Origin of the sequence: Afifella marina DSM 2698 (assembly GCF_900102695.1) — a bacterium.
GTDB lineage: Bacteria > Pseudomonadota > Alphaproteobacteria > Rhizobiales > Afifellaceae > Afifella > Afifella marina.
Window position 1 is genome coordinate 144,683 of sequence record NZ_FMVW01000004.1, and the last position, 12,922, is coordinate 157,604.

Sequence of the window (12,922 nt, forward strand, 5' to 3'; positions counted from 1 at the left end):
AGCGATTTTGATTTCGGGACGCGGTAGCAATATGCGCGCCCTCGTCGAAGCGGCGCAAAAGCCAGGCTTTCCCGCCTCGATCGAGCTGGTCCTTTCCAACCGCGCCGATGCAGCCGGTCTCGCCTATGCCGCCGATGCGGGCATTGCGACCGCGGTTCTTCCGCATGGGGATTATGAAAGCCGCGAAGCGTTTGAGGCCGCGCTCGACGCGACACTGCGCGAGGCCGGAATCGAACTCATCTGTCTTGCGGGCTTCATGCGCCTCTTGTCCGATGAATTCGTCGAGGGATGGCGCAATCGGGTGATCAACATCCACCCCTCGCTCCTGCCGTCGTTTCGAGGCCTCCGGACGCATGAACGTGCGCTGGCGACTGGCGTGCGCGTGCATGGCGCAACGGTCCATTACGTCCGTGCCGAAATGGACGATGGACCGATCATCGTTCAAGGTGCCGTGCCGGTCCTCGACGAGGACACCGCAGAAAGCCTGGCTGCACGCGTGCTAGAAGCCGAGCACCGGATCTACCCGCTTGCGCTTTCCTGGGTCGCCGGGCGCAAAGCCCGTGTCGTGGCCGAGAAGGTCATTCTCGAGGGACTGCCGACGCCGGAGGACAGCGTCTTGATCGTGCCCTCCGATGTCCCACAGGCGGACGCCCCGCAGAATTGAGGACCAACCGCCTCAGCGGGTGCAGGTCTCGAAAGCCTGAACGTATTTGGGCTGGGTCGTCTTCGGGATCTGACCGCTGGCGACGAAGGCTGCAGCTTCGGGCTCGCTCATCTGCGGCTCAAGACGCTTCGCAAGGCACGAGCAATCCCTCGTCACACTCTTGAGCGCATCCCCTTCCCGCTTGCGCCATTCGGCGTAAACGCATGCGTCGGCGAGACGATTGCGCACCGTTTCATGCGTCATGCCGGCCGGAAGTGTGGTGGGTGCGGAACCTCCCTGGCAGGCCGCCAGCGCAAGCGTCGCGAAAACGAAAGAAGGAACCGCTGAGAAGCGCATCTTTATCTCCGAAAAAAGAGGCGCGATATTCTCCGCACGCCTTCCTCAGTCAAGCGGCGCCGCCGCAACACAGGGCGCAATTCGCACCGCATTGTCGTGAAACGCAGCCCCGCCATAAGGCGCGACCGCATCGGCACCCGTCAGAGCATTGATGCCGCGCCCTCCCTGATGTGCCGAGTTCGGCCAGACACCTTCTGCAATGAGAGTGCCGCGCTGCTGACCATCGCTCAGCCGCACATGCAGCCGGCAGGCACCGCGCCGGCTGGTGAGCTCTACGAGATCTCCCTCGTTCAGATGGGCAGCCTCCGCGTCGCGCGGATGTATCATCACCTCGGGGCGCTTCTCGCGCGCCTTGCCCGATGGCGTTTCGGAGAAGGTGGAATTCAAGAATGAGCGGGCCGGCGCGGTGACGAGGCGGAACGGATACGCCTCGTCGGCCGTCTCGATCGCCTCCCACTGATCGGGAAACTCCGGCAGAGATTCCCATGGACCGAGAGCCTTGCCGTCCTGCGGCCGGTTCGGCGCAGCGAAACGACCCCAATCGGGCGCGAAGCGAAACTTGCCGTCGGGATAGCCGAAGCCCTTGAGATAATGCGCCTCCTCAAAGCCCGGCTGACAATCGATCCATTTGTTCTTTTCAAGCGTTGCAAGGTCACCCCAACCGGAGGCCTTGAGCAGCCAATCGATGTGCTCGCGTGCGCTCATGGCGAAACCCGGATGTTCGGCACCAAGGCGTTTGGCGAGGCCGGTCACGACCTGATGGTTCGTGAGGCAGCCCTGCGGCGGGTCGACGAGTTTCGGTCCGAACAGAATGTTCTGATGACCTCCGCCTTTGTAGATATCGTCATGCTCCAAAAACATCGTCGCCGGCAGGACGATGTCGGCCATTTCTGCCGTGTCCGTCATGAACTGTTCGTGCACGGCGACGAAGAGATCGTCGCGCAGGAAGCCGCGCCGCACCTGTTCCTGGTCAGGCGCCACGTTCATGGGATTGGTGTTTTGAATGAGCATGGCGCCGATGGGCGGACCGCCCTTGAGATCGGCTTCATTGCCGCAAAGGATCGGGCCGATGCGCGACTGGTCGAGCATGCGCACTGATGTATCGAGGCGATCCAGGCCGGCGATCATCGTCTCGTCGAGATGATAGATGCCGCCGTTGTTGTGAAATGCCCCTCCCCCCTCGTGTCGCCACGCGCCCGTAACGGTCGCGATGCATGAGGCGGCGTGCATGGCGACGGCGCCATTGCGGCTGCGCGTGAAGCCATAGCCAAGGCGCATGAAGGTTTTTGGCGTCTTGCCAATCCAGGCGGCAAACGTCTCGATATCCTCGATGGCAAGACCGGTGATGGCAGATGCCCATTCCGGCGTCTTTTCCTCAAGGTGACGGGCAAAATCCTGAGGGCGATCGCTGTAGCGATTGAGATAGTCCCAGTCAGCGTGACCGTCGCGGAAGAGAATATGCATGACGGCGCAGGAAAGAGCCGCGTCGGTGCCGGGTCTCAGACACAGCGCGAGGTCCGCCTGCCGCATTGTGGCGTTTTCATAAACGTCGACGACGACGAGCTTCGCTCCCCGGGTCTTCCTTGCTGTCGTCGCGTGGGTCATCACATTGACCTGCGTCGCGACCGCGTTGGTGCCCCAGATGACGACGAGATCGGCTTTTGCGATCTCACGCGGGTCGGGTCCCGTCAGGCTGCCGGTCCCCGCCATATAGCCGGTCCATGCCATGTTCGTGCAGATCGACCCGAACTCTCCGGAATAGCGCTTGACGTGGCGAAGGCGGTCGAGCCCGTCGCGCTGCACCAGTCCCATCGTCCCGGCGTAATAATAGGGCCAGACGGCTTCCGACCCGTGTCTCGTCTCGGCCCTAACGAAAGCCTCGGCAATCTCGTCGAGCGCATCCTCGACGGAGATTTCCTGCCATGCGCCATCACCCTTGGCGCCCTTGCGCTTCAGGGCCTTTGTGAGCCTGTCCGGGTGGTGCAGGCGCTCCGAATAGCGCGCAACCTTGGCGCAGATCACGCCGGCCGTATAATCGTTCTCAGAATTGCCCCTGAGCCTGCCGACGCGCTCGTCGGGCAGAATTTCCACGTCAAGCGCGCAGGTCGAAGGGCAATCGTGCGGGCAGGCGGAATTGCCGGTTCTCACCGGCGACATGTCATTCATGCGAAATCTCCAAGCGACAACAGTCGCTTACCAGCTCCGGCAGGTCAAGATGCTCAGCTGGCGGTGGGCCTTGCCGCATGCCGTACGAGCAGCCCGAACAGGACCAGCGCCATCGCCTGGTGGGCGAGCGCGATCGGCCAGGGAACGACGAGAAGGAGCGCCAGAATTCCGAGAGAAACCTGGCAGACGACGACGGCGAGGATCAGCGTCAGATCCGAAGACCATCTGCGCACGGCAAGGCGCCACAGACCGTATCCGATCACAAGTGCGGCCAGCACGTAGCCGCCAATGCGATGATCAAACTGAACGGTCGTGATGTTGTCGGTGAAATTGTGCCAAAGCGGCTGCATCGCAAGAAGACCGGCGGGCACGAAGCGCCCGTCCATCAGCGGCCAGGTGTTGTAGGTCAGGCCGGCATCGTGGCCTGCGACGAGACCACCGAGGGCGATCTGAACGAGCGCGGCGACAGCGATGACCCAGGCTACAACGGTGCCTGCGGTTGCGCGCCGCACAGCTTCGGCCCCACCGAGGCGCGCATGCGTGGCGACCAAGAATGCAAAGAACAGGCTTGCGAGCGTCAGATGCAATGACAGTTTGACGGGCGCGACCGCGATCATTCCCGGTTTCAGACCCGACGCGACCATGATCCAGCCGACCAGACCTTGAAGTCCGAGGAGGAGCCCGCCAGCGAAAAGCCACAGGCCGAGCCGCAGCGTCAATTTCCCGGCGATGGCGAAGCCGACAAGGCCGACGAGATAAACTGCGCCGATGAACCGACCCAACTGGCGATGCGCCCACTCCCACCAGTAAATCCGCTTGAACTCGCCAAGGCTCATGCCCCGGTTCATCAGTTCGTATTGGGATGTCGCCCGGTAACGATCGAACTCCTCGCTCCAGGCCTGGCCGGACAAGGGCGGCACGGCGCCCACGACCGGCTTCCATTCGGTGATCGAAAGACCGGAATCGGTCAGCCGGGTCATGCCCCCCACAAGCACCATAACGAAGACCAGAAAGGTCAGGATCGCCAGCCAAAGCCTGACGCTGCGCAGCCGCATCCAGGAAGACCCAAGTTTTTCGGAACGCGTCTCGAAGGAACTCTGCGCCAAGGGCAAAATGCTGTCGTCAAAGGACATCGGCGTCGTCCCATCTGATAGGCCTGTGAGCCAGTTCTCGCCTACGCGACACCGCGGCCCGGCACAAGAGATTGAAAACGACGTCCATTGCGGCTAGCTGCCTCTATGCGTCAGAAATACCGTAAACCGATCGGCACCGTTTTTCTTGTCGTGTGGGTGATCTTCTACAGCCTCACCGCGATGACGATCGGAGCCGCGAAGCTTCCCGGCACCAGCGGGCTCGTGCAACTGGCCTATTATGCGGTTGCCGGGATCGCCTGGGTGGTCCCGGCCGGGGCTATCATCTGGTGGATGGCACGTCCCGACCGCGCCTAAGTGCGTTTTTCGCCTGCATGAGCGGCTCTGCGATCCGCCACAGCCCCGGGGCGAGCAAGATCTCCTGAAGGCCGACATCCTGGTAATAACCGTTCAGCGAAACCCGCGGCAGAAAACGCGGATCGGCAGAGGGTCGAAGCGTGCCAGGCTTCGTCAGGAAGGCGGCCTTCATCCCCGCCTGTGCTGCAAGTGCGGCCTCGCGCCCGCCGACAGCGCCGGGAAATCCGTAGGGATAGGCAAGAAGGTCGGGCCTTTCCCCGGTCTCGTCTGCGATGCGGTCGGCACTTTCCTTGATCTCCGCCAGCGCGCTATCCGCAGGCAACCTGGCGAGCGCCGGGTGGGTCATGGTGTGGGCGCCGATCGTCGCGAGCGGCTCTTCTGCAAGCAGGCGCACCCCATCCCAATCCAGAACCAATTCGTCCGTCAGCGCGTGTGCATCGAAATCATGGGCTTCATAAAGGCGCGCCATGACCTCACGGTGCTGCACGCCATCGAGGTCGACCAGCAGAGCCTGCCGCCATGCGGCGAAAGCTGCATATTTCTCAGCGGTTGTTGAGGTCGGCATACGCCCCGGCCCCTCACCTTCCAGACCGAACTCAGAATTCGCGGCGATCATGCGTTCCAGAGCGACCCACCAGGGCGCAGCACTGCGGTCGCAAAAGCCCGCGCAGATGAACGTGGTGAACGGCGTCCGATGGCGCCGGAAGACGGGAAGCGCCTTCTCGAGATTGTTGCGGAAGCCGTCATCGAGCGTGATCGCCACATCATTCGGCGACGCGCGCCCCGCCATCTGATTGGCCACCATTTCGCCAAGCGGCACGATGCGCCGGTCCGCCTGCCTTAGAAGTCTCAAAAGCGCATCCAGAAAATCGGGCGCGATCACGAGCCCGGCATTGGGCGCAAACGCAGCAGGAGGTTCCGGCTTCACTTCGTGGAGAGTGAGAACGAGGCCACTGCCTTTCGGCTCCGTCGGCAACCATCGTGTCGCCTTGGTGAAGGCGAGCGTGTTCAGCGCCGCGCGAATCCCCTGGTGACGTAGGCTCACCTCATGCCCCCACTTTCGTACTCGCTGCGTCGGCCTTTCAAGCCGCCTCGTCCGCCGCCTCCGGCTCTGCACCCGCTTCATTCGAGCGCTGCAGAAGAATGGCGTTGCGAGCACCCGCCGCCATCGCCTGGCGATGAAGTTTGCGGCGTGCCTCGGCTCCCATGTCTTCGTCGCAGACGAGGACAGCAAGATCCGGACGAACATAGTCGCTCGGCCAATCCTCGAAGCGGTCGGCCAGGAGAACGACGCGGTCATACGTGTTGCTCAAAGCTCCGATGACGAGGCTGAGGCGTTGCAAGGGCGGGTCCTCGGCCATCGATCCAAGAGGAATGAAATGGACGCGGCTGTCGCCGTCGAGCCGGATGGCGTCTCCGAAAGGCGCCTCGCCGCTCAACAGGTCGCCGAGCCCCGGCCCGCCGTCGCGGTCGAGTGCCGAGGCGGGCTCCACCCCGATATCGAGAAGAATGATGCGCAGCGACGCCGTGCGAACTGCGAGACGGCACGCACCCAGCGCTGCATCGCCAGCGGTCGAGCCACCGTCTCCTGCAAAGAGAACCGTCTTGAGACCCTCCGTTGCAATGAGATCGGCGAGCTCTGCCAGGCCGGGAATTTCCTTAGCCGCATCGAGGCTCGGCGTTCCACCCGGGGGAATGGCGCCCAGAACCAGAAGAGGCTCGGCCGGAACTTCTCCGGCCGGCGGCACTTCGATGTCGTCCAGCGGGCGAAACGCCCGACCAGACGCGAATTCCCGAACGATGACGATGGCCATGGCGAGGAACAAGGAGCCAAGAACGGCTGCAGCGGTCAGCAGCCCTTTTTTGGGCCAGGACGGACGCCGTGGCGGGATCGCCCGCGAAATGATCCGTGCGTCGGCCGGCAGATAATTGGAATCGGTGCGTGCCGCCGCTTCTCTGTAGCGTCCGAGGAAGGTCTCCAAGAGGTCACGCTGCGCGGCAGCTTCGCGCTCCAGGGCGCGAAGCTCGATGCTCTCCTCGTTGGAGCGGGCAACCGCGGCTTTCGCCTCATTCAGCCTGGCTTCGAGCGAAGTCACACGGGCGCTTGCGACGCGCGCGGCGGTCTCCAGCGATTGCAGGATCTTGCGAACTTCGGTGCGAACCTGCCCATCGAGATCCGCCAGCTGGCTGCGCAGCGCCTGCAGACGCGGATGCTGCGGCAGAAGGCTCGTCGACAGTTCCGCGATCTGGGCACGCAAGGCGACCTGGCGCTCGCGGAGCCGCTGGATCAGCTGGGAATTCAGAACCTCTTCGGCGGAATCGAAGGAACTGCCCTCACGCAGCAAGGAGCGCAGCAGTTCGGCTCGCGACTGCGCTTCAGACTGTGCGGCCTTGGCACGACCGAGCTCCGCATTGAGCTCGCTCAGCTCCTGCTTCTGCAAGGTCGTTTCCGGCTGGCTCGACGTATTGACGTCGAAAAGGTTGTTTTCGGAGCGATAGGCCGCGACTGCGCCTTCCGCCTCCTCGACCCGCTCGCGCAAGCGGTCGATCTCGGTCTGCAACCATGCTGTCGCGGCTGACGTCGACTGCCTCTTCGCTTCGCTTTGCAGGTTGACGAACGCTTCCGCCACGGCATTGGCGATTTGAGCTGCAAGCTCGGGGTCATGCGCGTTGAACTCGACTGCGATCACCCGCGATTTGACGACGGAATAAACCGACAGGCGCTCGTAGTACGTCTCAAGAACGCGCTGCCGAATCGTATTCTCCGCCGGGCCCTTTTTGAGGCCGGAGGCGATCAGGACTGTATCAATGAGAGACGGTGACAGCGCCGGATCGAAGTCCGGTCGATGCGTCAGGTCGAACTTGTCGATAATGGTATTGGCGATATCGCGCGAGCGCAGAACTTCGACCTGGCTCGCGATTGCCGATTCGTCCAACTGCACTGTCAGATTCTCTGCGCCCGAGTCGCGTGGCCGCGTCAGCGGGGATTCCCGCGCCTCGATCAAAATGCGGGCGTCGCCAGTATAAAGCGGGTCGACGAGCGAGAGACCGAAATAGGTTCCTGCCCCCACGAGGACCGCCACCAGGCCAAAAAGCCAGGCGCGACGCCACAGCGCGGCGGCAATTGCAGAAATGTCCATTTCCATAGGACGCGGCTCGGCCATAGCGTGGCGACTCCTTGCAGGCTGAAGGCAAGATGCGTCGATTACGGTTAGGAGGCGGTTAACGACCGCCATGCCTTCAGCTACAGGCAATTTTAGCGCGACATTAACTATGGGCCGGCATATTTCAGCCGATCATAGGCTGGGTGCTCGCAATGAACGCGGTTCGTGTCGCCATTATAATCACGCTTGTTTGTCTTCTCGCATCTTGTATGGGCGAGCGCGCACCTTTGGCGACTGGGTCACCCACAGTGAAAGGGCCGTATCGACTGGATACCGGCGATGAACTCCGCATCGTCGTCTTCGACCAGAGCGAGCTCACCAACGTCTACAAGGTCGATCAGGCCGGCTATGTCACGATGCCCCTCGTGGGCGAGATCGCGGCTCGCGGCACCAGCACCGACGAGCTTGAGGGGCGCATTCAAAGCGCATTGTCGAGCCGCTTCGTCCGCAATCCCGACGTGACCGTCGAGGTCGCCTCCTATCGTCCCTTCTTTATTCTTGGCGAAGTGGGCAGCCCTGGCCAATATCCCTATGTGCCAGGCATGACCGTAGAGAATGCCGTCGCGGTAGCTGGAGGCTTCACGCCCCGTGCAAATGAACGGGTGGTGCGGCTGAGCCGGCAGCTGAACGGCGTCCTCTACGAAGGGCGCCTCGCGGTTACCCAGCCGATTCGTGCCGGTGATACCGTCTATGTCGGGGAGCGCCTGTTCTGATCCGAGTTGATTAACTCTAGCAGGCGGAACAGATTGAATAAAATCGCGCAAGACAGACAGCTACCGGCGGGGCCGAAGCGGGATTTTAGACAGTGACATCGAGCAATGCACCGGCGGAGAATGAGCCTGGCACAAAGCGGCCCGGAGCAGGTCGCTCGGCTCTCAACCTCGCCGCAGCGCGTGTTGCCGCAAACCTTAAATATCGCCCGGTCTCGGCCGGTTTTCTGGCAGCCCTTCTGCGCCTTGCGGACTTCACAGCCCTCGTCGGCCTTGGCACCCTCATCCACTATTTCTGGGTCACGCCAAGCGAAGGTGAGTTGGCTCTCCGCTATCTCCTGCCACTCATCCTCCTGCCGGTTTTCACGATCTCGCTGATCGGCACGTTCAAAGGCTATACGCTGCCCGCCTACCGGCATCCGCTGAAACATATCGGTCGTGCAGCCGGTCTTTGGGCGGTGGTCTTCGCCTGCTTCACCCTGGTCGCGTTCTTTCTGAAGATCGGCGACGATTTCTCCCGTCTGTGGCTCGGCGCCTGGTTTTTTCTGGGCTTTGTGGCGCTCGCGGCAGCACGCATTCTGCTCGCGCGTCTCGTACGCGTCTGGACCCGCGTTGGTCTCCTGGAGCGACGCGCGGTTCTCGTCGGGGCCGGCCCAGAAGCGGTCTCGCTGATCCGTGCCCTCGACGCCGAACCCGAGAATGACATCCGCATTTGCGGGATCTTCGACGACCGCGGCGGTGATCGTGCGCCGGCCATCCAGGAAGGCTACCCGCTGCTCGGCCGAATCGACGAACTCGTCGAATTCGGGCGCCAGGCGCAGATCGACCTCTTGATCATCGCGCTGCCGCTGACGGCCGAGAACCGGCTCCTCGAAATGCTCAAGCAGCTCTGGGTGCTGCCGGTCGACATCCGCATGGCCGCGAACACGTCACGCCTGAGGTTCCGCCCGCGCTCCTATTCCTTCATCGGCTCTGTGCCATTTTTGGATCTGTTCGATCGGCCGATCGCCGGATGGGATTCCGTCGTCAAGCGGATGTTCGATATTGCCTTTGCCAGCCTCGCCCTCGTCGCCCTGTCTCCGGTCATGCTGGCAGTCGCTGCCGCGATCAAACTCGACAGCCGTGGGCCCGTTCTCTTCCGTCAAGACCGCTACGGCTTCAACAACGAGCTGATCAAGGTCTTCAAGTTCCGCTCGATGTATGTCGATCAGGTGGACCTGAACGCGGCAAAGCTCGTCAGCCGGGACGATCCGCGGGTGACGCGCGTTGGCCGCTTCATCCGCAAGACGAGCCTCGATGAACTGCCGCAATTGTTCAATGTGCTGAAAGGCAATCTGTCCCTTGTCGGTCCCCGCCCGCACGCCTTACAGGCCAAAGCCGCCGACCAGCTTTACGAGCAGGTGGTCGATGGCTACTTCGCCCGACATCGCGTCAAGCCGGGCATCACCGGCTGGGCCCAGGTCAATGGCTGGCGGGGCGAGACCGATACGCAGGAAAAGCTCGAGCGGCGCGTCGAGCACGACCAGTTCTATATCGAGAACTGGTCGGTGCTTTTCGATCTCTACATCCTGCTTTTGACGCCGATCCGGCTCGTTACCGGCGAGAACGCCTATTGAGGGCAGCGCGGGGATGAAGCTCGCCGCTTTCTAGATCTAGACGGCCTCTCCAAGTCCACTCCCCGGCTCCGTTGCACACGTCCGTTTCTTCAGTGGGGCCGATCGCGAGAGAATGGAGCAAGGCATTCCGAGCCTCACGTGTCTCTCGCCTGCTCCAAGCGAGAGCGCCGCCCGGCACGCGCACCCTTTCGGGCTTCGGCTTCTCTATGAAGAGACGGTGCGGCCCTCGTTATGGGCGGGCCGTCTGTTGCTGGCGATTGCCTGCTTCATTGATTCCACGACGCTACGCGAGCTGACGGCATTCCTCTTCGCCCCGGCCTCCTCGTGAAAGCGCGCGGGATTGAAGCCCCAGAGGATGCCGAGAAGAAGCCAGAGATGGCGCCAGTGCTCGCCTTCATGCAGCGATGCGCACATGAGCGGCGCCATGAAGGCCACAAGAACGGCGACGGCTGCCGGATGCGCCGTCATGCGGTAATTCCCCAGGCCAAAAAGGACCGACAGGAAGATCAGGGCGAGCCACGAAAAGCCTGCGAGCCAGCCGTAATTCATGAAAGAGCTCAGCCAGATGTTATGGATAGGCTCCAGAAAAATCAGGTTCTGCTGATTGATCCCGATGCCGACCGGATTGCTGAGGATCATCGGGATCGAACGTGCATAGCGGCCGTAGCGGCCTTCGCGCCCTGCATCGTAAGATTCCTCCAAGGTGGCGCGCTGCTCGAATTTCTTCGTGAAGGTCGGCGAGACGACGATCGTGGTGCCGAGAATAATGCCGCCGAAGACCGCCATGGCAGCAGCGTAGGCCAAAAGCCTCAGGAGATGCTGTCGATAGATGAAGACCATATAGCCGGAGCAGCACAGGATGAGCGACACGGTCGCCGCTCTTGAGAATGACAGCAATACGCCGAGGCAGAGGATCCCGATGATTGGGAAAAGCGCGGCCCTCGGCCACAGTCGTTGCTGGACCAGGTAGATCGCCATCACCACACCCGGCACCAGAAACGACGCATACATGTTCGGGTCGTCGATGAAGCCTTTCGAGCGGCCGTCCCAAAGCAGCGCCTCGATGCCGAGCGCAAAGCCCACGATCCCGAGAATCGCCGCGGTCACGCAGGAGACGACGTAGACCCGCATGAACGTATGCAACTGCCGCGGCCCCCAATCCATGGAAACGTAGCAGGCCGTTATGCCGAGAACCACGACGAAGGTTTTCTTGAAGGCCTCCTGGCGGACATCAGGATCGCCGAAGAACGGGAACGAGGCGTACCAGAACGAAAGCGTCCACAAGAGCAACAGCGCAAAGAAAATGAAGAAAGTCAGCCGGACCTTCTGCAGCACCATAATCGACAATGCGAGCGAGAGCATGAATAGAAGGTCGACGGGCGACGGCCGCGACAGCGTATAGTTCATCGCCAGCACCGCCAGAAAGAAAACGAAGTTCCTTACGGAGGTCGGATAAAGACGTGGACGATAGGCGTCTGGCTGCATGAAAGCCCGGTTCTCGCGGGGAGACGTTCTATGTGAACGAGTTAGGCGGGAAAGCCTTAAGATTTGCTGATTTCGTAGCATATCGTGTCTCGTCCTCGGCCCACATCGAGGCGCTGTAGGAGGGCGAAAGAATCCCCGAAAACTGCGCCTTATGAGCATTGCGTCGGGCCTATGTGCTCTCTATAGTTCGCGCGCGTCGGAGCGTAGCGCAGCCTGGTAGCGCACTTGCATGGGGCGCAAGAGGTCGTGGGTTCGAATCCCGCCGCTCCGACCATTCCCCACTGATTTTGAAATGAGATTACGCCGCCAGCGCGGCATGCCGTGCGAACGATGCCCGGCCGGGATGTCCCGTCAGCCGGCGGCTGCGTCCTGCAGGATCCGGCGCGCCTCAAGCAGATCGCTGAGCACGGCTTGAAGACGTTCGCGGCCATGGTGGTCGACGCGGCGAGAGACGGGCTCTTCTGCCTCTTCTCGCAGCAAGGACGGCTGCAATTCGTCGTCCTCGTCGCCGGCTTCTTCGCGCATCGGCTCGACCCTCGCCGGGGCCTCATCGCTCGGCCGCTCGGCGTCGAAATCGGCCTCGACCGGCGCCACCGTCTCCACATTGCCGCTTTGCCCAACGGCGATGACGAAGCGCACGCCCTTCTCTTTGAGAAGACGCTGCACGCCCTTGATGGTGAAGCCTTCGCCGTAAAGAAGAAGGCGAATTCCCTTGAGAAGATCGACGTCCTCAGGGCGATAGTAACGCCTTCCGCCGCCGCGCTTCAGCGGCTTGATCTGAGTGAAGCGCGTTTCCCAGAAACGCAGGACGTGTTGCGGAAGATCGAGGTCCTCCGCAACTTCACTGATCGTCCTGAACGCGTCCGGTGATTTCACGCTCACGTCGTCGCGACGTCTGCTTCAGCGGCCTTGAGACGCCGGGCATTGCCGGCGTCGGCACCGGTGCTGATTGCAGCTCCCCCCGTCTCTTCTTCCGGGGCGAGGCACTCGTTGATGCGCTGCTTCATGATGTTGCTTGGCTTGAAGACAGTCACGCGGCGCGGCGGAATCGGCACTTCCTTGCCCGTTTTCGGGTTGCGGCCGACGCGCTGCCCCTTGCTGCGCACGACGAATGAACCGAACGAGGAAAGCTTGACCGTTTCCCCCGATACGATCGTGTCTGAAATCTCCGCGAGCACCATTTCCACCATGGCAGCCGATTCCGTTCTGGAAAGGCCAAGCTCCCGATAAACCGCCTCTGCGAGATCGGCTCGCGTGACGGTGCGCCCTTCTGGGCGAAGTTCATTTGCCTCCACGCAACACGCCTCCTGCACGTCCCTAAGCAACGTATTCG

General features: G+C 62.0%; 12 protein-coding genes and 1 tRNA gene. 5 read left to right on the forward strand and 8 right to left on the reverse strand.

Going from position 1 to position 12,922, the window contains the following annotated elements; genetic code table 11:
• Nucleotides 1-31: 31 nt before the first annotated feature.
• Entirely contained in the window at nt 32-664 is a 633-nt protein-coding gene (gene purN / locus BLP76_RS10425) for a phosphoribosylglycinamide formyltransferase (RefSeq protein ID WP_092812362.1), read from the forward strand.
• A 12-nt stretch (nt 665-676) separates the two neighbouring features.
• Here the strand turns inward: purN and BLP76_RS10430 are convergent, their stop codons facing one another.
• From BLP76_RS10430 to BLP76_RS10440, 3 genes are read right to left on the reverse strand one after another with little or no spacing between them, the layout of a single operon-like run.
• On the reverse strand, nt 677-1,000 hold the full coding sequence (locus BLP76_RS10430; protein WP_092812364.1) for a hypothetical protein: 324 nt from the start codon (nt 998-1,000) through the stop codon (nt 677-679).
• A 45-nt stretch (nt 1,001-1,045) separates the two neighbouring features.
• Nucleotides 1,046-3,166, reverse strand: a complete 2,121-nt coding sequence (locus tag BLP76_RS10435) for a molybdopterin-containing oxidoreductase family protein (protein ID WP_092812366.1) — start codon at nt 3,164-3,166, stop codon at nt 1,046-1,048.
• Nucleotides 3,167-3,219: 53 nt separating this feature from the next.
• Entirely contained in the window at nt 3,220-4,299 is a 1,080-nt protein-coding gene (locus BLP76_RS10440; RefSeq protein WP_092812368.1) for a COX15/CtaA family protein, read from the reverse strand.
• A 105-nt stretch (nt 4,300-4,404) separates the two neighbouring features.
• Here BLP76_RS10440 and BLP76_RS10445 point away from each other — a divergent pair, with 105 nt between their 5' ends.
• On the forward strand, nt 4,405-4,614 hold the full coding sequence (locus tag BLP76_RS10445) for a DUF2842 domain-containing protein (protein WP_092812370.1): 210 nt from the start codon (nt 4,405-4,407) through the stop codon (nt 4,612-4,614).
• Here BLP76_RS10445 and BLP76_RS10450 read toward each other — a convergent pair.
• Nucleotides 4,580-5,659 carry a polysaccharide deacetylase family protein gene (locus BLP76_RS10450; protein WP_170130442.1) on the reverse strand — a complete coding sequence of 360 codons (1,080 nt, stop codon included), beginning with the start codon at nt 5,657-5,659 and terminating at the stop codon, nt 4,580-4,582. The two genes, BLP76_RS10445 and BLP76_RS10450, sit on opposite strands and share 35 nt — an antisense overlap.
• A gap of 37 nt (nt 5,660-5,696) precedes the next feature.
• Nucleotides 5,697-7,778, reverse strand: coding sequence for a GumC family protein (locus tag BLP76_RS10455; protein ID WP_170130441.1), 2,082 nt, complete (start codon nt 7,776-7,778; stop codon nt 5,697-5,699).
• 152 nt (nt 7,779-7,930) lie between these two features.
• Between BLP76_RS10455 and BLP76_RS10460 the strand changes: the two genes are divergently transcribed.
• Together BLP76_RS10460 and BLP76_RS10465 are read left to right on the forward strand one after the other, a co-directional pair.
• Nucleotides 7,931-8,491 carry a polysaccharide biosynthesis/export family protein gene (locus BLP76_RS10460; protein ID WP_092812375.1) on the forward strand — a complete coding sequence of 187 codons (561 nt, stop codon included), beginning with the start codon at nt 7,931-7,933 and terminating at the stop codon, nt 8,489-8,491.
• A 92-nt stretch (nt 8,492-8,583) separates the two neighbouring features.
• Nucleotides 8,584-10,104: an undecaprenyl-phosphate glucose phosphotransferase gene (locus tag BLP76_RS10465; protein ID WP_092812377.1), complete on the forward strand. Its 1,521-nt coding sequence runs from the start codon at nt 8,584-8,586 to the stop codon at nt 10,102-10,104.
• A gap of 204 nt (nt 10,105-10,308) precedes the next feature.
• Here the strand turns inward: BLP76_RS10465 and BLP76_RS10470 are convergent, their stop codons facing one another.
• Nucleotides 10,309-11,589 carry an O-antigen ligase family protein gene (locus BLP76_RS10470; protein ID WP_170130440.1) on the reverse strand — a complete coding sequence of 427 codons (1,281 nt, stop codon included), beginning with the start codon at nt 11,587-11,589 and terminating at the stop codon, nt 10,309-10,311.
• A 197-nt stretch (nt 11,590-11,786) separates the two neighbouring features.
• On the opposite strand from BLP76_RS10470, the gene BLP76_RS10475 reads away from it, so the two are divergent.
• Nucleotides 11,787-11,863: transfer RNA gene (locus tag BLP76_RS10475), tRNA-Pro, on the forward strand.
• Nucleotides 11,864-11,940: 77 nt separating this feature from the next.
• On the opposite strand, the gene BLP76_RS10480 is transcribed toward BLP76_RS10475, so the two are convergent.
• Both BLP76_RS10480 and BLP76_RS10485 read right to left on the reverse strand, forming a co-directional pair.
• Nucleotides 11,941-12,471 carry a MerR family transcriptional regulator gene (locus BLP76_RS10480; RefSeq protein ID WP_171904390.1) on the reverse strand — a complete coding sequence of 177 codons (531 nt, stop codon included), beginning with the start codon at nt 12,469-12,471 and terminating at the stop codon, nt 11,941-11,943.
• Complete coding sequence (locus BLP76_RS10485; RefSeq protein ID WP_092812381.1) at nt 12,468-12,884, reverse strand: integration host factor subunit alpha; 417 nt, start codon at nt 12,882-12,884, stop codon at nt 12,468-12,470. Before BLP76_RS10485 ends, BLP76_RS10480 begins: the two co-directional genes overlap by 4 nt.
• Nucleotides 12,885-12,922: the final 38 nt, after the last annotated feature.

Coding starts and splice junctions, on each gene's coding strand:
- purN (WP_092812362.1), top strand. CDS start 32: ATGCGCGCCCTCGTCGAAGCGGCGCAAAAGCCAGGCTTTCCCGCCTCG.
- BLP76_RS10430 (WP_092812364.1), bottom strand. CDS start 1,000: ATGCGCTTCTCAGCGGTTCCTTCTTTCGTTTTCGCGACGCTTGCGCTG.
- BLP76_RS10435 (WP_092812366.1), bottom strand. CDS start 3,166: ATGAATGACATGTCGCCGGTGAGAACCGGCAATTCCGCCTGCCCGCAC.
- BLP76_RS10440 (WP_092812368.1), bottom strand. CDS start 4,299: ATGTCCTTTGACGACAGCATTTTGCCCTTGGCGCAGAGTTCCTTCGAG.
- BLP76_RS10445 (WP_092812370.1), top strand. CDS start 4,405: ATGCGTCAGAAATACCGTAAACCGATCGGCACCGTTTTTCTTGTCGTG.
- BLP76_RS10455 (WP_170130441.1), bottom strand. CDS start 7,778: ATGGCCGAGCCGCGTCCTATGGAAATGGACATTTCTGCAATTGCCGCC.
- BLP76_RS10460 (WP_092812375.1), top strand. CDS start 7,931: ATGAACGCGGTTCGTGTCGCCATTATAATCACGCTTGTTTGTCTTCTC.
- BLP76_RS10470 (WP_170130440.1), bottom strand. CDS start 11,589: ATGCAGCCAGACGCCTATCGTCCACGTCTTTATCCGACCTCCGTAAGG.